12 protein-coding genes are annotated in these 20,128 nt (G+C 72.0%); 4 read left to right on the top strand and 8 right to left on the bottom strand.

The window, feature by feature from the left end; all coding sequences use genetic code 11:
- Nucleotide 1: 1 nt before the first annotated feature.
- Both ACIPYQ_RS20315 and pta read right to left on the bottom strand, forming a co-directional pair.
- Nucleotides 2-1,216: an acetate kinase gene (locus ACIPYQ_RS20315; protein ID WP_401252943.1), complete on the bottom strand. Its 1,215-nt coding sequence runs from the start codon at nucleotides 1,214-1,216 to the stop codon at nucleotides 2-4.
- A gap of 40 nt (nucleotides 1,217-1,256) precedes the next feature.
- Nucleotides 1,257-3,347 (bottom strand): phosphate acetyltransferase, encoded by a 2,091-nt coding sequence (gene pta / locus ACIPYQ_RS20310; protein ID WP_401252940.1) that lies wholly within the window; start codon nucleotides 3,345-3,347, stop codon nucleotides 1,257-1,259.
- A 224-nt stretch (nucleotides 3,348-3,571) separates the two neighbouring features.
- Between pta and ACIPYQ_RS20305 the strand changes: the two genes are divergently transcribed.
- Entirely contained in the window at nucleotides 3,572-4,597 is a 1,026-nt protein-coding gene (locus ACIPYQ_RS20305) for an ATP-dependent 6-phosphofructokinase (protein ID WP_361755001.1), read from the top strand.
- A 226-nt stretch (nucleotides 4,598-4,823) separates the two neighbouring features.
- On the top strand, nucleotides 4,824-6,842 hold the full coding sequence (locus tag ACIPYQ_RS20300; RefSeq protein WP_401252937.1) for a hypothetical protein: 2,019 nt from the start codon (nucleotides 4,824-4,826) through the stop codon (nucleotides 6,840-6,842).
- Nucleotides 6,843-6,869: 27 nt separating this feature from the next.
- Here the strand turns inward: ACIPYQ_RS20300 and ACIPYQ_RS20295 are convergent, their stop codons facing one another.
- Nucleotides 6,870-7,553, bottom strand: coding sequence for a helix-turn-helix transcriptional regulator (locus ACIPYQ_RS20295; protein WP_361755007.1), 684 nt, complete (start codon nucleotides 7,551-7,553; stop codon nucleotides 6,870-6,872).
- A 267-nt stretch (nucleotides 7,554-7,820) separates the two neighbouring features.
- Here ACIPYQ_RS20295 and ACIPYQ_RS20290 point away from each other — a divergent pair, with 267 nt between their 5' ends.
- Complete coding sequence (locus ACIPYQ_RS20290; RefSeq protein WP_401253414.1) at nucleotides 7,821-8,141, top strand: thioredoxin domain-containing protein; 321 nt, start codon at nucleotides 7,821-7,823, stop codon at nucleotides 8,139-8,141.
- On the opposite strand, the gene glgB is transcribed toward ACIPYQ_RS20290, so the two are convergent.
- The 4 genes from glgB to ACIPYQ_RS20270 all read right to left on the bottom strand — a co-directional run bounded on the left by glgB (nucleotide 8,131) and on the right by ACIPYQ_RS20270 (nucleotide 15,742).
- Entirely contained in the window at nucleotides 8,131-10,422 is a 2,292-nt protein-coding gene (glgB, locus tag ACIPYQ_RS20285; protein WP_401252934.1) for a 1,4-alpha-glucan branching enzyme, read from the bottom strand. The two genes, ACIPYQ_RS20290 and glgB, sit on opposite strands and share 11 nt — an antisense overlap.
- Complete coding sequence (locus ACIPYQ_RS20280; RefSeq protein ID WP_361755016.1) at nucleotides 10,419-11,864, bottom strand: maltokinase N-terminal cap-like domain-containing protein; 1,446 nt, start codon at nucleotides 11,862-11,864, stop codon at nucleotides 10,419-10,421. Before ACIPYQ_RS20280 ends, glgB begins: the two co-directional genes overlap by 4 nt.
- Nucleotides 11,865-12,020: 156 nt before the next feature.
- The gene (gene treS, locus ACIPYQ_RS20275) at nucleotides 12,021-13,751 is read right to left on the bottom strand and encodes a maltose alpha-D-glucosyltransferase (RefSeq protein WP_361755019.1); all 1,731 of its coding nucleotides are present in this window, start codon (nucleotides 13,749-13,751) and stop codon (nucleotides 12,021-12,023) included.
- Nucleotides 13,748-15,742 (bottom strand): maltotransferase domain-containing protein, encoded by a 1,995-nt coding sequence (locus ACIPYQ_RS20270; protein ID WP_401252930.1) that lies wholly within the window; start codon nucleotides 15,740-15,742, stop codon nucleotides 13,748-13,750. The genes treS and ACIPYQ_RS20270 overlap by 4 nt, the downstream gene beginning before the upstream one ends.
- Nucleotides 15,743-16,380: 638 nt before the next feature.
- Here ACIPYQ_RS20270 and glgP point away from each other — a divergent pair.
- Nucleotides 16,381-19,017: an alpha-glucan family phosphorylase gene (glgP, locus tag ACIPYQ_RS20265; protein ID WP_401252927.1), complete on the top strand. Its 2,637-nt coding sequence runs from the start codon at nucleotides 16,381-16,383 to the stop codon at nucleotides 19,015-19,017.
- Nucleotides 19,018-19,036: 19 nt separating this feature from the next.
- Here glgP and ACIPYQ_RS20260 read toward each other — a convergent pair whose 3' ends face one another.
- Entirely contained in the window at nucleotides 19,037-20,038 is a 1,002-nt protein-coding gene (locus ACIPYQ_RS20260; RefSeq protein WP_361755027.1) for an AsnC family transcriptional regulator, read from the bottom strand.
- Between the last annotated feature and the right edge of the window lie 90 nt (nucleotides 20,039-20,128).

The raw sequence follows: 20,128 nt of genomic DNA, 5'->3' as shown, positions 1-20,128 counted from the left end.
ACTAGTGGGTAACCAGCGCATACGCCTGGGTGGCGATCTCCAGTTCCTCATCCGTCGGGACCACCGCCACGGCCACCCGGGCATACTCCGCCGAAACCAGCCGCGGCCGCGGGGAACGCGCCGCGTTGGCTTCGAGGTCCAGCGCCAGCCCCAGCTCGGCCAGGCCGTCCAGCGCGGCCTCGCGGACCTGGTGGGCGTTCTCGCCGACCCCGGCCGTGAACGCCACCGCGTCCACCCGCCCGAGAACCGCCGAGTAGGCGCCGATGTACTTCTTCAGCCGGTGGACGTACGCGTCGAAGGCCAGGCGCGCCGTCTCGTCGCCCTCGCCCGCCCGCCGGAGCACCTCGCGCATGTCGTTGTCGCCGCACATGCCCAGCAGACCGCTCTTCTTGTTCAGGAGCGAATCGATCTCATCCACCGAGAGGCCCCCCACCCGCGCCAGGTGGAAGACGACCGCCGGATCGAGATCGCCCGAACGGGTCCCCATGACCAGTCCCTCCAGCGGGGTCAGGCCCATGGACGTCTCCACGCACACCCCGCCCCGCACCGCCGAGGCGGAGGCGCCGTTGCCCAGGTGCAGCACGATCACGTTCACGTCCTCCACCGGCCTGCCGAGCAGGGCGGCCGTCGCCCGGGAGACGTAGGCGTGGGAGGTGCCGTGGAAGCCGTACCGCCGGATGGAGTACGCGTCGGCCGTCGCGGCGTCGATCGCGTACCGCGCCACGTACTCCGGCATCGTCGAGTGGAAGGCGGTGTCGAAGACGGCCACCTGCGGGATGTCCGCGCGCAGCGAGCGCGCCACCTCGATGCCCGTCACGTTCGCCGGGTTGTGCAGCGGAGCCAGCGGGATCAGGTTCCGGATCTCCGCCAGCACCTCGTCGTCGATCACGGTCGGCCGGGTGAACTTCGTCCCGCCGTGCACCACCCGGTGCCCCACCGCCGCCAGTTCGGGGGAGTCCAGGCCCGTCCCGTCGGCGGCGAGCTCCGCGGCCACAACCTTCAGCGCGGCCTCGTGGTCCGCGATCGGGCCGAGCTGCTCGCGCTTGCCGCCGGCGGCGGCCGGGCCGGCCAGCGGCTCGTGCACCAGCCGCGAGGTTTCCTCCCCGATCCGCTCCACCAGACCGACCGCGAGCCGGGACCGGTCCGCCATGTCGAGGAGCTGGTACTTGACCGACGAGGAGCCGGAGTTGAGGACGAGTACGCGCGATGCGGTCACGATGAGGGTCTTTCCTTGTCTCGGGCGGTGGGGGAGGGGATCAGGCGGTGGCCGAGGGCGACGGCGCGCCCTGCGCCTGGATCGCGGTGATGGCCACGGTGGTGACGATGTCCTGGACGAGCGCGCCGCGCGAGAGGTCGTTGACCGGCTTGCGCAGGCCCTGGAGCACCGGGCCGACCGCCACCGCGCCCGCCGAACGCTGCACGGCCTTGTACGTGTTGTTGCCCGTGTTGAGGTCCGGGAAGATCAGCACCGTCGCGCGGCCGGCCACCTCGGACCCGGGCAGCTTGGTCGCGGCGACCGAGGGCTCCACGGCCGCGTCGTACTGGATCGGGCCCTCGATCTGCAGGTCGGGACGCTGCTCGCGGACGAGCTCGGTGGCCTTGCGGACCTTGTCCACGTCCGCCCCGGAGCCGGAGGTGCCGGTCGAGTACGAGAGCATCGCGATCCGCGGCTCGACGCCGAAGGCGGCGGCGGTGGCGGCCGACTGGACGGCGATGTCGGCGAGCTGCTCGGCGTTCGGGTCCGGGTTGACGGCGCAGTCCCCGTAGACGAGGACCCGGTCGGCCAGGCACATGAAGAAGACCGAGGAGACGATGGACGCTTCCGGCTTGGTCTTGATGATCTCGAAGGCCGGGCGGATGGTCGCCGCGGTGGAGTGCACCGAGCCGGAGACCATGCCGTCGGCCAGGCCCCGCTGGACCATCAGCGTGCCGAAGTAATTGACGTCGGTGACCACGTCGTTGGCGAGCTCGATGGTCATGCCCTTGTGAGCCCGGACCTTGGCGTAGTACTCGGAGAAACCTTCCCGCAGTGGAGAGGTCGCCGGGTCGATCAGCTGCGCGCCCGAGATGTCGACGCCGAGGTCGCCGGCCTTCTTCAGGATCGCCTGCTCGTCCCCGAGCAGGGTGAGGTCGCAGACGCCCCGGCGCAGCACCACGTCCGCGGCGCGCAGCACGCGCTCCTCGGTGCCCTCGGGCAGGACGACGCGGCGGCGGTCGGAGCGGGCCCGCTCCAGCAGCTCGTGCTCGAACATCATCGGGGTGACCCGCTCCGAGCGGGCCACCGAGAGCAGGTCGCGGAGCTCGCCGGTGTTCACGTGCCGCTCGAAGACGCCGAGCGCGGTCTCCAGCTTGCGCGGGGTCGCGGAGTTCAGCCGGCTCTGCAGCGAGAAGAGTTCGGCGGCGGTCGGGAAGCTGTTGCCGGCCACCGACACCACGGGCGTGCCCGGGGCCAGCTTCGAGGCGAGCGTCAGGATGTCCTGGCCCGGGCGCTCGTTCAGGGTGAGCAGCACGCCGGCGATCGGCGGGGTGCCCGAGGTGTGCGCGGCCAGTGCGCCGATGACCAGGTCGGAGCGGTCTCCGGGGGTGACCACCAGGCAGCCGGGGGTCAGGGCGTTCAGGAAGTTCGGCAGCATGGCGCCGCCGAAGACGAAGTCCAGGGCGTCGCGGGCCAGCCCGGCCTCGTCGCCGAGGAGCACCTCGCCGCCGAGCGCCCGGGTGATCTGGGCGACGGTCGGTGCGGAGAGCGACTTGTCGTCCGGCAGCACGTAGCAGGGCACGGGGAGCCGGGCGGCCAGCCGCTCGGCTATGAGGTCGCGGTCCTCCGCGGCCACCCGGTTGACGACCATCGCGACGACGTGGCAGCCCAGGGTCTCGTAGGCGCGGTAGGCGTTGCGGGCCTCCGCGCGCACCGCCTCGGCGTGGTGCTTGGTGCCGCCGACGACGGGGACGACGACCGCGCCCAGCTCGTTGGCGAGGCGGGCGTTGAGCGCCAGCTCGTCCGGGAGGTTGGTCTCCGCGTAGTCGGTGCCGAGGACGAGCATGACCTCGTAGTCGCGGGCCACCCGGTGGTAGCGGTCCACCAGCCGGGAGACGAGTTCGTCGGTGCCCTTCTCGGCCAGGATCGCCGAGGCCTCCTGGTACTCCATCCCGTAGGCGGTCGCGGAGTCCTGGTCGATCCGGTAGCGGGCCTTCAGGAGCTCGAAGAGGCGGTCGGGTCCGTCATGGAGCAACGGACGGTAGACGCCGACCCGGCCCGTCTGCCGGGTCAGGAGCTCCATGATCCCCAGCTCGACGACCTGGCGGCCGTCCCCCCGCTCGATACCGGTCACGTACACGCTGCGCGTCACGCCCGCACTCCGTCCCATGCTGTGGATGTCTGTTTGGTCTGGCTTGACCCCTTGACAATACCTCTGCCAATAGATAGGGCGCCCCCTGGGAAAGGGCCTGGCCAGGGGGGCCGAAAGGCCCGGAGGGGGGACCGGCACAAGACGCGCGGCACCCCGGGCCCGTGGAACAATCGGACAGGCTTCACCATTACGCCCTTCATATGTACGGCAGGAGACACAGCACGATGCGTATCGGAGTTCTCACCGCAGGCGGCGACTGTCCGGGCCTCAACGCTGTCATCCGGTCGGTCGTACACCGCGCCCTGGTCGGGCACGGGGATGAGGTCATCGGTTTCGAGGACGGCTTCAAGGGCCTTCTCGACGGCCACTTCCGCCCCCTCGACATCAATGCCGTCAGCGGCATTCTCGCCCGCGGCGGCACGATCCTCGGTTCGGCGCGCATGGAGCGCGCCCGCCTGCACGAGGCCGCCGAGAACGCCCAGGAGCTGGCGACGCGCTACGGCATCGACGCCCTCATCCCGATCGGCGGCGAAGGCACCCTGACCGCCGCCCGGATGCTGTCGGACGCCGGGATGCCGGTCGTCGGCGTGCCGAAGACCATCGACAACGACATCTCCTCCACCGACCGCACCTTCGGCTTCGACACCGCCGTCATGGTCGCCACCGAGGCCATCGACCGCCTCAAGACCACCGCCGAATCGCACCAGCGCGTGATGGTCGTCGAGGTGATGGGCCGCCACGCGGGCTGGATCGCCCTGGAGTCCGGCATGGCCGGCGGCGCCCACGGCATCTGCCTGCCGGAGCGCCCCTTCGAGGTGGACGCCCTGGTGAAGATGGTGGAGGAACGATTCGCCCGCGGTAAGAAGTTCGCCGTCGTCTGCGTCGCCGAGGGCGCGCACCCGGCCGAGGGCTCCATGCCGTACGAGAAGGGCGCGATCGACCAGTACGGTCACGAGCGCTTCGCCGGCATCGGCAACCGCCTCGCGATCGAGCTGGAGCACCGCCTCGGCAAGGAGGCCCGCCCGGTCATCCTCGGCCACGTCCAGCGCGGCGGCGTACCCACCGCGTACGACCGCGTCCTGGCCACCCGCTTCGGCTGGCACGCCGTCGAGGCCGTCCACCGCGGCGACTTCGGCAACATGACCGCCCTGCGCGGCACCGACATCGTGATGGCCCCGCTCGCCTCCGCGACCACGGAGCTGAAGACGGTCCCCGAGGACCGCATGTACGAGGCGGAGTCCGTCTTCTGACCCGCCCGGCCGGGACCCGCGCCCCTGCCGGGCCGGGACCTTCGGCCCCGCTTTCCCGCCGGACGGCCCCGGAGACGTGTGCTCCGGGGCCGCTCCGCGCCCCGGACCCCGCTGGATAGGATTCCGGCCGGGGGATAGGTCGGCCGAGTCGTGTGGACGGATCGGGCCTGCGTGTCCGGGCCCGTCCTCCGCTCGCACGCACTCGATGGAAAGGTGCCCCACTCCCGTGGCGACCAGTTCTGCCGTCCTGACCTCCGAACCGGTCGAGAACCGACCGGGACCCGGGGGCGCCGGCCCCGCCGCACGGCGCAGCCCGTTCGTCCTCGCCGCGGCCCTCGCCGCGTCCTGGGCGGTGCCGCTGCTGCTCCACGCGGTCGCCCTCGACGTGCTGCTCCTCCCCGTCCTGGTCCTGACGATCGCCGCCCTGATCCGGGTGGGCGGCGGACTGCTCGACCGCCTCGTGGTCGCGGCCTTCCTGCTCTGCGGCGCCGTGATGGGCTTCGGCCTGCTCTTCTCCGTCTGGCCGTGGGGCCTGGCCCCCGTGCCCGGGGCCGGCCTGCTGCTGACCATCGCCTCCCTCGCCGGCTGGCTGGCCCGCCGCCGGCCCCGCATCCCGCTGCGGCTGCGCGGCACGGACGCGCTGATCGCCGGCACCGTGGCCGTGGTCTGGCACTACGTCCACCACCCGGTGGCCGGGAAGTCGGCCGCCGACCGGCTGGCCCACTTCGTCACGTCCGAGGACCGGATGGGGCACTTCTCGTACTTCACCGGGATCCGGCAGGTCGGCGGCTACGCCTTCCTCCACCAGGACGCCGCCCGGACGTACATGATGACCCCCTCCGAAGCGGTCTACCCGCAGGGCTCCCACTTCCTGCTGGCCTGGACCGACGCCCTGGTGACGTCCTCGGCCCAGGCGGGCTCCGCCCTCGCCATGACGAACCGGTACTTCCTCTACGTCCTGGCCGCCTACGCGCTGTTCTGCGGGGCGCTGGTCTGGGCCGCCCGCTGGATCGGCGGCCCGCGCCTGCGCGGCTGGCGCGCGGCCGCGGTCTGCGCCACGGTCGCCGCGCTGATGATGTCCGGATCGATGGCGCAGCTGATCGAACGGGGCTTCGACTCCGAGACCATCGGCCTGCTGTTCCTGGCCGTCGCCCTGGCCCTGCTGGTGCGGCCCGCGACGGGCCGGACCGAGTTCGTCCTCGTCGCGGCGGCCGGACTGATCGCCGTCACCTACGTCTACAACCTCTACGGCGCCCTCGTCGGCATCGCCCTGGCCGCGGTGCTGCTCGTGCACCGGCGCCGGTTCGCCGGCCGCTGGCTCCCGGTCCTCGCGGCCCTGGCCGCCGCCACCCTCGTGGCGGGACTGCCCAGCGTCTTCTCCGTCCTCACGAAGCTGGACGTCGCCAAGACCTCGAACCTGGCCGGCCCGATGGTCATCCCCGACCGCCCGGTGTTCATCGGGCTCGGACTGCTGGCCCTGGTCGCGGCCACCCTCCCGGTGAACCGCCGGACCGGCACCGGACGGATGGTGCTGGCCCTCGTCCTCGGCGCGTCCGTGGTGATCGGCGTCTTCGGCGCCTGGCAGAAGCACACCATCGGCTACTACTCGTACTACTTCGAGAAGCTGACCGCCTCCGGGCTCGTGATCGCCCTGCTCTCCCTCGGCCTGATCGGGCTGATGCTCCCGGCCGCCGGCGGGACGGCGGGCACCGCGCTGCGCCGCCGGGTGGACCTGCTGCTGCGCTCCGGCCTCGCGGCGGCCGCGGCGCTGGCGCTGTTCGGCGGCGTCCAGTGGGGCGTGCCCTCCGGCTGGGGCCACCCCTCGGCCTGGTACGAGAGCTCCATGCTCAAGTGGGCCCGGGGCGAGGCCAGGAGCACCGACATCGGCCCGCCGGCCGCCGCCCTCACCGGGCGCGACCTGCAGGGGGTCACCTCTCCGGTGATCGCCCTGTACGGCAACGACGCCTACCTCAACCTGAGGTCGACCTTCCTCGCCCAGATCCTCACCCACCAGGCGGGCAACATGGTCGGGCTGTACGAGGTCTTCCACGTCAAGGTCGGCGGACCCGCGACGGTCGAGGAGGCGGAGTACCAGGCCTCGCTGGGCCACCTGAAGACCGCGATCGCCTCGTGCCCGGCCCCGCCGACCGTCCTGGTGGGCGACCGGACGACCGCCGACCGGCTCAGGAACGACCTGGCGGCCGCCGCCGTCGCGGCCACCGTGGTCCACGCCCCGCTGCCGTAGGAGGCGCTGCGGCAGCCCGGACGCGTCCTACGCCGTACCGCCCGCGAGCTGCCAGAACCGGTCCACGATCTCGACCAGGAACTCCCGGCCGGCGTCCCCGCTGCCGGCCTCGCCCTGGCCGCCGCCCCAGCTCAGCGTCGCCACCATCCGCGACTGGTAGTCGCCGTGCAGCTGCTCCAGTACCCATTCCAGGTTGGACTTGGGGATCGGCAGCAGCTTGCCCAGCGGCTTCACGTACGCCTGCCAGCGCGTGGTCACCGCACTGCGCAGCAGGTCGGCCAGCTCCTCCTGCTTGCCGGTGGCCGTCACGAACTGCGCCAGCGTCAGACCGAGCACCGTGGCGAGGGCGGCGGACTGCCGTTCGTTGCCCTTCCAGCGCCCGGTGTCCTCCATCTTCTGGTACGAGTTCGTCTCCAGCCCGATCCGCCGGGCCAGCTCGTCGGCGGCGAGCCCCCGGGCCATCCGGTGCTCCCGCAGGGTGACCGGCTCGGCGAGCAGCTCCCCGGGCGCACACCACAGGACGCCCGCGAGCGCGGTGAGCTCGACCGAAGAGGGTGATATCTCGCCACGCTCCCAGGCCATCACTGTCTCGGGCGCGACGACGAGTCCGTACTGGGCGCGCAGGCCGTAGGCGACATGTCCGGGAGCCATGCCCAGGGCCGCGCGCAGACGACGCGCGGCGGGGGCATTGAAAGGTGGGCTGGAGTGCACACCGCACACCGTAGAAGTGGCTGGGCAACGGCGCCTACAGACCAAACAAACAAGCCCATACCTCGTAGGAAAGTCCTATGGAGATAAGGGCATTCGCCGGGTTTCCGGGCGACTGTCCGGTAATCGGTGAGCCAGAAGATCCTTTGCTGTGAGTACGGTTCCAGCCAATGCCCGTCGGCGCAAGAGCCGTCACACCCTCCGCACAAGATGAACAGGACACCTATTCCATTTCCCCTCCGTCCTTTGCCTTGACGTCGGCGTAACGACCTGCGGCTGCTCAGCCAGATCCGCGTGCTCCAGGACTTCGGCTTCGAGCTGGAGGAGACCCGGCCCTTCGTGGACTGCCTGCGGGCCGGCCACCCGGCCGGGGGCGCCTGTCCGGCCTCGCCGGCCGTCTACCGGCGCAAGGTCGTGCAGATCGGCGCGGACAGCAACCCCGCCGCCGTCACGCGGTACGGGGTGCTGTCCCTGCCGACACTGCTCCTCTTCCGCGACGGCGAGCCCGTGCGGCAGATCGTCGGAGCCCGGGCCAAGCGCCGGCTCCTCCAGGAAGTGGAGGAGGGGCTGGCGGCCGCCGCTAGGGCCTGAACCAGACCGTCGCCAGGGGCGGGAGGGTCATGCGCAGGCTGGCCGGGCGGCCCTGCGCCGGCACCGGCTCCGCCCGCAGCGGCCGGGTGTGGTGGACGCCGCTGCCGCCGTAGACTTGGAGGTCGGTGTTGAGGACCTCCCGCCACAGCGGCACCTCCTCCGGCACGCCGATCCGGTAGCCGTGCCGGACCACGGGCGAGAAGTTCGACACCGCCAGGAGCTGCGAGCCGTCCTGCGCGTACCGCAGGAAGGCGAACACGTTGTCGTCCGCGGCGTCCGCCTCCACCCAGGCGAAGCCCTCCGGCACGGTGTCCCGCTCCCACAGGGCGGGCGCCGCGGTGTACGTGCGGTTCAGGTCGCGCACCAGGGTCCGTACGCCCCGGTGGTCGCCGGCCGCCGCGTAGGAGTCGTCCAGCAGCCACCAGTCCGGCCCGTACATCTCCGACCACTCCGAGCCCTGGGCGAACTCCTGTCCCATGAACAGCAGTTGCTTGCCAGGATGGGCCCACATGAAGCCCAGGTAGGCCCGGTGGGCGGCCCGCTTCTGCCACCAGTCCTCTCCGGGCATCTTGGACACCAGCGAGCCCTTGCCGTGCACCACCTCGTCGTGCGAGATCGGCAGCACGTAGTTCTCGCTGAAGGCGTAGATCATCCCGAAGGTCATGTCGTTGTGGTGGTACTTGCGGTGCACCGGCTCCTTCGACATGTAGCGCAGGGTGTCGTGCATCCAGCCCATGTTCCACTTCAGGCCGAAGCCGAGCCCACCGGAGTCCGTCGGGCGCGTCACGCCGTTCCAGGCCGTGGACTCCTCCGCGATCGTCACCACCCCCGGGCAGCGCCGGTACACGGTCGCGTTCATCTCCTGGAGCAGCGCCACCGCGTCCAGGTTCTCCCGCCCGCCGTGCTCGTTGGGAGCCCACTCGCCCTCGGAGCGCGAGTAGTCGAGGTAGAGCATCGAGGCCACCGCGTCCACGCGCAGCCCGTCCACGTGGAACTCCTCGCACCAGTACACGGCGTTGGCGACGAGGAAGTTGCGGACCTCCTTGCGGCCGTAGTCGAACTCCAGCGTCCCCCAGTCCGGGTGCGCGGCCCGGCGCGGGTCCTGGTGCTCGTACAGTGCCCGCCCGTCGAACTCGGCGAGGGCCCAGTCGTCGCGCGGGAAGTGCGCGGGCACCCAGTCGACGATCACCCCGATCCCGGCCCGGTGCAGCGCGTCCACGAGGAAGCGGAAGTCGTCCGGGGTGCCCATCCGCGAGGTCGGCGCGTAGAAGCCGGTGACCTGGTAGCCCCAGGAGCCGCCGAAGGGGTGCTCGGCGACCGGCATCATCTCCACGTGCGTGAAGCCCAGCTCCTTGACGTACGCGGGGAGCTGCTCGGCGAGCTGCCGGTACGAGAGCCCGGGCCGCCAGGACGCCAGGTGCAGCTCGTACACCGAGAAGGGGGCCTGGTGCGGGGGCCTTTCGCCGCGCCGCGCCATCCACTCCGCGTCCTGCCACACGTGGGCGGAGGCGGTGACCACCGAGGCGTTCGCGGGCGGGACCTCCGCGGACCGGGCCATCGGGTCGGCGCGCAGGGTGTGACTGCCGTCCGGGCGCGTGATGTCGTACTTGTAGAGCGCACCGGCGCCCACGCCGGGCAGGAAGAGCTCCCACACGCCGCTCGCGCCGAGCGAGCGCATCGGGTAGGCGACGGAGTCCCAGTACGAGAAGTCCCCGGCGACCCGGACCCCCTGCGCGTTCGGCGCCCACACGGTGAACCGGGTCCCGGCCACGCCCTGGTGCTCCATCGGATGGGCACCGAGCGCCGTCCACAGCTGCTCGTGGCGGCCCTCGCCGATCAGGTGCAGGTCCAGCTCGCCGAGGGCGGGCAGGAACCGGTACGGGTCGTGGATCTCGATCTCGTCGCTGTCGTACGCGACCAGCAGCCGGTACTCCGGCACGCCGGTCAGCGGCAGCAGCCCGGAGAACAGCCCGTCGCCCTCGTCGAAGAGCTCGGCCCGCAGCCCCTTGGCGACGATGGTGACCGCCTTGGCGTAGGGGCGCAGCACGCGGAAGGCCACCCCGCCCCGCGTGGCACGGGCGCCCAGCACCCCGTGCGGATCGTGGTGGCGGCCCTCCAGCAGCCGGGCCCGTTCGTCACCGCCGAGTGCGGGAGCCGGCCGGACCCCGCGCGGAGGGGCGGCGGCGCGGCGGGCCCGGGGGGCGCGGGCCTTCTTCGCCGCCGCCGGGGCGGGTACGGCTTCGTCGCGGACGGTCGGTGACGGCTGTCGTGCGGCGCTCACGCGAGCGGCCTCCTCGGGGGCTTCGGGCGGGGGTGCGGGGAGATGGAACCGGGGGCGGGCGGGGTCGGCGGCACGCGGTGCGCGGGTCGCGAGGGTTCCGAGAGCCGCCGGATCGCGGCCATCGGGACGTGCAGCCAGTCGGGGCGGTGCCGGGACTCGTAACGGGCCTCGTACACCGCCTTGTCGGTCTCGTACGCCCGCAGCAGTACGGGGTCCTCGCGGGGGTCCCGGCCGGTGGTGCGGGCGTAGCCCTCGCAGAAGGCGGCCCGGCAGTCGTCCGCCCAGGCGGGGGCGAACGGCCGGTGCGAGCGTGCGGCGTAGTCGAAGGAGCGCAGTATCCCGGCGATGTCGCGCACCGCCGGTTCGGGACGGCGCCGGTCGGCCAGCGGCCGGGCCGGCTCGCCCTCGAAATCGATCAACGACCAGCTGCCGTCGAGGGTGCGCAGGGTCTGACCCAGATGGAGGTCCCCGTGGATCCGCTGGGCGGGCACCCCCGCTCCCCGGGAGGCGGCCAGCGCGTCGAAGGCCCCCCGCAGCCCCGCCTCGTAGGGCCGCAGGGCGGGCACCTCCCGGGCGGTCGCGGCCAGCCTGGCGGTCATCCCGGCGGCCAGCCGTGCGGTCTGCTCGGGGCCGAGCGCGACGGTGGGCAGCGCGGAGGCGAGCGCGCTGTGCACCTCGGCGGTGGCCCGGCCGAGCGCGTGCGCCTCGGCGGTGAAGTCGGCCCCGGCGCCGAGCCGGCGCAGCGCGAGCTGCCAGCCGTCGTCGGAGCCGCGCAGGTACGGCTGGAGCACGCCCAGGGTCAGCGGCTCGCTCCCGGGCGGCTCGGCCTCGTACCAGGCGACGGGCGCCGGGACGCGGGCGCAGCCGGCCGCGGCCAGCGCCCGGGGCAGCTCCAGGTCAGGGTTGACCCCGGGGCCGACCCGGCGGAACACCTTCAGGATGAACGAATCTCCGTAGATCAGCGAAGAGTTGGTCTGCTCCCCGGAGAGCGGCCGGGGCACGAGCCCCGCCGGGATCGGCGTGGCCGGGTCCCGGTCGAAGCGCAGCGGGCCGAGCGCCCCGGGGGAGCGCAGCCGCTCCAGCAGCATGGCCGCGAGCCGCGGGTCGCCCAGCGCCTCGTAGACCGCCCGGCCGGCGTACGGACCGTCCTCGGCGTGGCCGATCAGGGTGGGCGCGAGCGCGGGCGGCAGCGACGGGCGGATGCCCAGCAGCAGTTGGTAGCAGTCCCCGTCGACGTCGAGGAGCAGGTGCAGCAGTCCGGGGGTGGAACCCGGCGGCAGCAGCTCGGCCGCCGAGACGGTCCTGAGCCTGCTGATGGTGCGGCCCTTGCCCGCGAACCAGCGCTGTGCGGGCAGCCAGGCCCTCAGCATCGGTTCCAGCGGGGTGATCCCGGCGGCCCGGTCGGCCGTCAGCCGGCTCCGGGCGGATGCAGCCTCCGACATGGCGTCGCGTCCTTTCCCCGGGCCGTCACAGAATGCGCAGAGTGTCCCGGATGCGCGGCAGTTGCTTCTCCGGCATGTGCGAGTGTCGGGTCAGGATGGTCCGTACAGGGGCGGGCGATTGACCCATTCGAGCTGCCCGCCCCTTTGCCGGTCCCGTTACCCGTTGCGTAGCCCGCCGCGTTGCTTGCCGCGCTGTTCGGTCCGCAGCCGGAACCAGTAGAAGCCGTGGCCCGCCAGGGTCAGCAGGTACGGCCACTCACCGATCGGCGGGAAGCGCACGTCGCCCGTGAGCTCCACCGGGACCCGTCCGTTGAACGACCGAAGATCCAGCTCGGTGGGCTGCGCGAAGCGCGAGAAGTTGTGCACGCACAGCACCAGGTCGTCCCCGTGCTCACGCAGGAACGCGAGCACCGCCGGGTTCGACGACGGCAGTTCGGTGTACGAGCCGAGTCCGAAGGCCGGGTTCGCCTTGCGGACCTCGATCAGCCGACGGGTCCAGTGCAGCAGCGAGGAGGGCGAGGACATCGCGGCCTCGACGTTGGTGACCCGGTACCCGTAGACGGGATCCATGATGACCGGCAGGTTCAGCCTGCCCGGATCGCACGAGGAGAAACCGGCGTTGCGGTCCGGGGTCCACTGCATCGGCGTGCGGACGCCGTCGCGGTCGCCCAGCCAGATGTTGTCGCCCATGCCGATCTCGTCGCCGTAGTAGAGCACCGGCGAACCGGGCAGCGACAGCAGCAGGGCCGTGAACAGCTCCATCTGCTTGCGGTCGTTGTCCAGGAGGGGGGCGAGCCGGCGCCGGATGCCGATGTTGGCCCGCATCCGCGGGTCCTTGGCGTACTCGGCGTACATGTAGTCGCGCTCTTCGTCCGTGACCATTTCGAGCGTGAGCTCGTCGTGGTTGCGCAGGAAGATGCCCCACTGGCAGTTGTTCGGGATGGCCGGGGTCTTGGCCAGGATCTCGGAGACCGGGTAGCGGGACTCTCTTCGCACGGCCATGAAGATGCGCGGCATGACGGGGAAGTGGAACGCCATGTGGCACTCGTCCCCGCCCTTGGTGAAGTCCCCGAAGTAGTCGACGACGTCCTCGGGCCACTGGTTGGCCTCGGCGAGCAGCACGGTGTCCGGGTAGTGCGCGTCGATCTCGGCCCGGACCCGCTTGAGGAGCTGGTGGGTGCGGGGCAGGTTCTCGCAGTTGGTGCCCTCCTCGGCGTACAGGTAGGGCACGGCGTCGAGGCGGAAGCCGTCGATGCCGAGGTCGAGCCAGAAGCGCAGGGCGGAGACGATCTCCTCCACCACGGCCGGGTTCTCGTAGTTGAGGTCCGGCTGGTGGGAGAAGAATCTGTGCCAGTAGTACTGCTTGCGTACCGGGTCGTACGTCCAGTTGGAGGTCTCGGTGTCGACGAAGATGATGCGGGCGTCCTGGTACTGCTTGTCGTTGTCGGCCCACATGTAGTAGTCGCCGTACGGGCCGTCCGGGTCCTTGCGCGACTGCTGGAACCACTCGTGCTGATCGCTGGTGTGGTTCATGACGAAGTCGATGATCACCCGCATGCCGCGGGTGTGCGCCGCGTCCACGAACTCCACGAAGTCGGCGAGGTCGCCGAACTCCGGCAGCACGGAGGTGTAGTCGGAGACGTCGTAGCCCCCGTCGCGCAGGGGCGAGGCGAAGAACGGCGGCAGCCAGAGGCAGTCGACGCCGAGCCACTGGAGGTAGTCCAGTTTGGCGGTGAGCCCCTTCAGGTCCCCGACGCCGTCGCCGTTGCTGTCGTGGAAGGAGCGGACGAGGACCTCGTAGAAGACCGCCCGCTTGAACCAGTCGGGATCGCGGTCCTTGGCGGGGGTGTCCTCGAAGGTGTCGTGGACGGGATCGTTGATCATCATGTGGTGGGTGACCCTCCGGTGGGCGGGGACGGTCGCAGAGCGGCCAGTACGTGCGCGGGCGTGCGGCCCGGCTCTAGGCGCACGTAGTTCGCCCTGCCCCAGTGATAGGTCTCGCCGGTGAGCTCGTCGCGCACCGCGAGGGACCCGTGCCAGTCGAGGCCGAGTACCGGCATGTCCAACGACACCGTCGCCTCCTGGGTGTGGTGCGGATCGAGGTTGACGACCACCAGTACGGAGTTGCCTCCGGCGTGCTTCGAATAGGCGATCACCTGTTCGTTGTCGGTCGAGTGGAAGTGGATGTCGCGCAGCTGCTGGAGCGCGGGGTTGCGGCGGCGCAGCCGGTTCAGGGCCGTGATGAGCGGGGCGATGGTGGCGCCGTCGCGATCGGCGGCCTCCCAGTCGCGGGGCCGGAACTCGTACTTCTCCGAGTCCAGGTACTCCTCGCTGCCCTGGCGCACCGGGGTGTTCTCGCAGAGCTCGTATCCGGCGTACACCCCCCAGGCGGGCGAGAGGGTGGCCGCGAGGACCGCCCGTACCTCGAAGGCGGGACGGCCGCCCTCCTGCAGGTACTCGTGGAGGATGTCCGGGGTGTTCACGAAGAAGTTCGGCCGCATCACGGAGGCCGAGGTGGTCCCGGACAGCTCGGTCAGGTACTCGGTCAGCTCGGCCTTGGTGTTGCGCCAGGTGAAGTACGTGTACGACTGCTGGAAGCCGACCGCGGCGAGCGCGCGCATCATGGCGGGACGGGTGAAGGCCTCCGCCAGGAAGATCACGTCGGGATCGGACTTGTTGATGTCCGCGATCACCTTCTGCCAGAAGACGACCGGCTTGGTGTGCGGATTGTCGACCCGGAAGATGCGGACGCCGTGCTCCATCCAGTACCGCAGGATCCGGCACGTCTCCTTGACGATGCCGGCCATGTCGGTGTCGAAGTGGATCGGGTAGATGTCCTGGTACTTCTTCGGCGGGTTCTCGGCGTAGGCGATCGTCCCGTCGGCGCGGTGGCGGAACCACTCCGGGTGCTTCTCCACCCACGGGTGGTCGGGGGAGCACTGGAGGGCGAAGTCCAGCGCGATCTCCATGCCCAGCTCGCGGGCGCGCGCGACGAACGCGTCGAAGTCCTCGATCGTGCCGAGCTCCGGGTGGACCGCGTCGTGCCCGCCCTCGGTCGATCCGATGGCCCAGGGCACGCCCGGATCCCAACTCCCCGCGGACAGGGTGTTGTTCGGGCCCTTGCGGTAGGTGCTGCCGATCGGGTGGATGGGCGGCAGGTAGACCACGTCGAAGCCCATCGCGGAGATCGCGGGCAGCCGCTCCGCGGCGGTCCGGAAGGTCCCGCTGACCGGAGCCCCGCCGGGCTCCAGCACCGCTCCCTCGGAGCGCGGGAACATCTCGTACCAGGAGCCGAACAGGGCCCGCTTGCGCTCGACGAGGAGCGGCAGCGGCTTGGAGGCGGTGACGAGCTCCCGGTACGGGCGCTTGGAGAGCGCCGCGTCCACGGCGGGGTCGAGGGCGGCGGCGTACCGCTCGGCGGCCGGCCGGTCCTCGTCGCGCATGGTCTCGGCGGCGGCCAGCACGGCCTCGCGGCCGTCGCGCTTGGGAATCCGGGCCCCGGCCCGCTCGTAGAGCTCGGCGCCCTCCAGCAGCATCAGCCCGGTGTCGATGCCCGCCGGGATCTTGATCGCGGCATGGGCCCGCCACGTGGCCACCGGGTCGCTCCACGCCTCGACCGTGTACGTCCACCTCCCCTCGGCCTCGGCGGAGACGCGGGCCCCCCACCGGTCGGTGCCGGGGGCGAGCTCGTGCAGCGGTACGGGGGGCCGCAGCCGCCCGCTCGGATCGCGCAGGACGATGTGCGCCGCAACGGCATCGTGTCCCTCGCGGAACACGGTGGCCGAGATCTCGAAGACCTCGTCCACGACCGCCTTGGCGGGTCTGGCGCCGCAGTCGACGGCGGGGCGGACGTCCAGCACGGGAATGCGACCGATCATGATGGGATCACCTGGGGGCAGTTCGCAGGGCTCGGTGACAACAGGCCAGTCGGTGTCACGACTGGTAGTGCACGCTCTGTTCGCTCTGTTTCTAGCCGCTCGGAAGACGGCTGGGCTGCGGGCATGGCCGCTCCTGTCCGCGTTCACTCGGGTGGCGGGGAGAGGGTTTGTGGGCGAGTGCCTCGTGCGTGTACGACGTGTACCCGGGGAGCCCTTCCCACTCACGCCCGGCCCAATCCGCGCGCTCGGTTAACTACTCGTACGTAGTGGAACGGGCCATACCCAGCCTCGGATCGGCATCCGCCGGGGCTCCGTCAAGTCGGCCGGGACTAGGTGCCGTAGGGACCGACACCACCCGTCCCAGCGGTCCCTCGGGCACCTCGCGGACCGCTCGAACGAGTGGCGGGGAGACGGGGCCCGTAGCCCTCGGGAGCCCCCGCGAGCAGCGCGCGGACGCCCGCGCGGGGGCCCGGCCGGACCCGGAGCCGTCGGCAGGGTGCGTCAGGCGGGGCCGGCGGCCGCCGCCGGAGGCGCCATGGCCGGAACACGCGGGCCTCGCTAGCCTTCCCGGGGTGATGCGCGGGTGCACAGCGTGGTGCGACCGCTCCGATCCGCAATCCCCTGCGAAGGTGGAACGTGTGAAGGCTATCCGTCGATTCACCGTGCGCCCCGTCCTCCCGGAAACCCTGCTGCCGCTCACCGACCTCGCGCGCAATCTGCGCTGGTCGTGGCATGCCGAGACCCGTGAACTCTTCCAATCCGTCGACCCCGAGGGCTGGCTGGCCGCCGGCGGCGACCCCGTCCGGCTGCTCGGCGCCGTCTCCGCCGCCAGGCTCGCGGAACTGTCCGCGGACCGCCGCTTCCTGCGGCGCCTGGCCGTCGCCGCCGCCGACCTCGACGACTACGTCAACGGCGGGAGGTGGTACCAGAGCCAGGAGAACGGCGCGGAACTGCCCGCCGCCATCGCCTATTTCTCCCCCGAGTTCGGCATCACCGCCGCCCTGCCCCAGTACTCAGGCGGCCTCGGCATCCTCGCCGGGGACCACCTGAAGGCCGCCAGTGACCTCGGCGTCCCGCTCATCGGGGTGGGACTGCTGTACCGGCACGGCTACTTCCGCCAGTCGCTGTCCCGCGACGGCTGGCAGCAGGAGCACTATCCCGTACTCGATCCCAACGAACTCCCGCTCGGCCTGATCCGCCAGGAGGACGGGACCCCCGCCCGGGTCTCCCTGACCCTGCCCGGCGGCCGCGCCCTGCACGCGCACATCTGGCAGGCCCGCGTCGGGCGGGTGCCGCTGCTGCTCCTGGACTCCGACGTCGAGGACAACGACGCCGCCGCCCGCGAGGTGACCGACCGGCTCTACGGCGGCGGCAGCGACCACCGGCTGCTCCAGGAGATGCTGCTGGGCATCGGCGGTGTCCGCGCCGTCCGGCTGTACTGCGGGCTCACCGGCCACCCCGCCCCCGAGGTCTTCCACACCAACGAGGGCCACGCCGGGTTCCTCGGGCTCGAACGCATAAGGGAACTGGAACGGGAGCAGGGGCTCGGCTTCGACGCCGCCGTCGAGGCGGTGCGCGCCGGGACCGTGTTCACCACGCACACCCCCGTCCCGGCGGGGATCGACCGCTTCGAGCGGGCCCTGGTCGCCCGGCACTTCGGGGACGGCGGGGAACTGGCCGGCGTCCCGGTCGAGCGGATCCTGGAGCTCGGCGCCGAGACCTACCCCGGGGGCGACCCCGGGGTGTTCAACATGGCCGTGATGGGACTGCGGCTGGCCCAGCGGGCCAACGGGGTGTCCACCCTGCACGGAGCGGTCAGCCGGGAGATGTTCGCCGGCCTGTGGCCCGGCTTCGACCCGGCCGAACTGCCGATCACCTCCGTGACCAACGGGGTGCACGCCCCGACCTGGGTGGCCCCGGAGGTGGTCCGGCTCGGCGTCCGCCAGATCGGCGCGGGCCGCACCGAGGACGCCCTGTCGGTCGGCGGCTCCCACCGCTGGGACGCGGTCGCCGAGATCCCCGACCAGGACGTGTGGGACCTGCGGCGGGTGCTGCGGGAGCAGCTGGTGCAGGAGGTACGGGACCGGCTGCGGGCCTCGTGGCTCCAGCGCGGGGCCGCCGCCGCCGAGCTGGACTGGGTGGACTCCGTACTCGACCCCGACGTGCTGACCATCGGCTTCGCCCGGCGCGTGCCCTCGTACAAGCGGCTGACGCTGATGCTGCGCGACCCGGACCGGCTGCGCAGGCTGCTGCTGGACCCGGACCGGCCGGTGCAGATCGTGGTCGCCGGCAAGGCGCATCCGGCCGACGACGGCGGGAAGCGGCTCGTACAGGAACTGGTGCGGTTCGCGGACGACCCGAGGGTGCGGCACCGGATCGTCTTCCTCCCCGACTACGGCATGGCCATGGCGCAGAAGCTCTACCCGGGCTGTGACGTCTGGCTGAACAATCCGCTGCGCCCGCTGGAGGCGTGCGGGACGAGCGGGATGAAGGCCGCGCTCAACGGCTGCCTCAACCTGTCCGTGCTGGACGGCTGGTGGGACGAGTGGTTCGAGCCGGACTTCGGCTGGGCCATCCCGACCGCCGACGGGCTCGGCGCCGACGAGGACCGGCGCGACCACCTGGAGGCGAGCGCCCTCTACGAGCTGATCGAGGGCCGGGTCGCACCCCGGTTCTACGACCGGGCCGGGCGCACCGGGCTCCCGGTGCGGTGGATCGAGATGGTCCGGCGCACGCTCGTCTCGCTGGGGCCGAAGGTGCTCGCGGGCCGGATGGTGCGCGAGTACGTGGAGCGGCTCTACACTCCGGCCGCGCTCGCCCACCGGGCCCTGGACGCCGGGGCCGCGCGCGACCTCGCCTGGTGGAAGGGCCGGGTCCGGGCGTCCTGGCCGCGGGTCTCCGTCGAGCACGTGGAGGCGCTGGCCGCGGCTCCCGTGAACGGCACCGCCGAGCTCGGGGCCACTCTCACCCTGCGGGTGCAGGTGTCGCTGGACTCCCTCGCGCCCGAGGACGTGGAGGTGCAGGCCTTCGCCGGCCGGGTGGACGCGCAGGACGTGATCCGGGACGGGCGGACCTTCCCGCTCAAGCCGGCCGCGGGGCCCGACCTGGAGGGGCGCTGGGTGTACGAGGGCCCGCTCGCCCTCGACCGCACGGGGCCCTTCGGCTACACGGTACGGATCCTGCCGGCGCACCCGCTGCTGGCGACCCCGGCCGAACTGGGCCTGGTCGCGTCCCCGGTGGACACGGACGCGGGGGGCGGCGTACTGCTGCGGTAGGACCCGCCGCGGTACCGGTTCAGGGGGCGGGCGGCGGATCCACCAGCCGCTCGCCCTCCACCAGCATCCCGGCCCGCTTGACGCTGCGCAGGGCCGGGATCACCTCCACCTGCCCCACCCCCTCCACCGCGCCGATCCGCTCGGTCAGGTACGTGTAGAGCGCGTCGGTGTCCCGGCACACGACCACCGCCATCAGGGAGGCCGCCCCGGTCACGGCCGCCGCGAACGGCACCTCGGAGTGGCTCGCCAGGGCGGCCCCCACCTCCGCGAGGCGGGCCGGCGGGACGGTCAGCACCATCGTCGCCTCCGCCTCGTAGCCGAAGAGCGTGGGGACGAACTCCACGTCGAAGAAGAGGGCCCCGAGCTCGCGCAGCCGCTCCAGCCGGCGGCGGGCGGTCGACTCCGACAGGCCGGTGGCCCGGGCCAGTTCCGGATAGCCGGCGCGGCCGTCCCGGCCCAGCACGGTGAGCAGCGCGAACTCCGTGTCGTCCAGGGCGTACCGCTCCGGAGCGGGCGGCGCCGGCGGCCGTTCCAGCGCCGCGATCTGGTCGGGGCGCAGCACGTCCACGCCCGCCCACGCGTCGGGCCCGCCGAAGAACTTCCGCAGGATGGTGTGGGCGCTGATGCCGGTCACCCGGCGGGTGCGCGGCAGCTTCTCCAGCAGCAGCGTGTCCCGGTCCCTGCGGGTACGGGCCCGGGTCATGCAGTGGACCTCGGTGCCGCCCGAGTTCAGGGTCACCCACGCGATGTCCGGGCGACGGGCGAGCGCCTCGGCCACCGGGAGCGCGGCGTCCGGGGCGCACTGCACCCGCAGCCAGGACTCGAACAGCCCGACGCGGCTGCCCACCGGCAGCCCGACCACCCGGATCAGGCCGGTGGTCCGCAGCCGCCGGTAGCGGCGCACGACGGTCTGGTCGGAGACCTCCAGAACCTCCGCGAGCCGGCTGAAGGGGGCCCGGCCGTCGATCACCAGGGCCTGGATTAGGGACCGGTCGAGGGCGTCCAGCTCCGTGTCGTTCATGGTTTCCATCATGACAGGGGCTCCGATGACAGAAATCCGGCAGAAGGGGGCCGCTGGATGGGGGGTCGGAGCGGTGCGGTGGGACCTTGA

It is taken from the genome of Streptomyces sp. NPDC090045 (assembly GCF_044747975.1).
Classification (GTDB): Bacteria; Actinomycetota; Actinomycetes; order Streptomycetales; family Streptomycetaceae; genus Streptomyces.
This window is presented reverse-complemented; position numbering and strand designations above follow the sequence as displayed.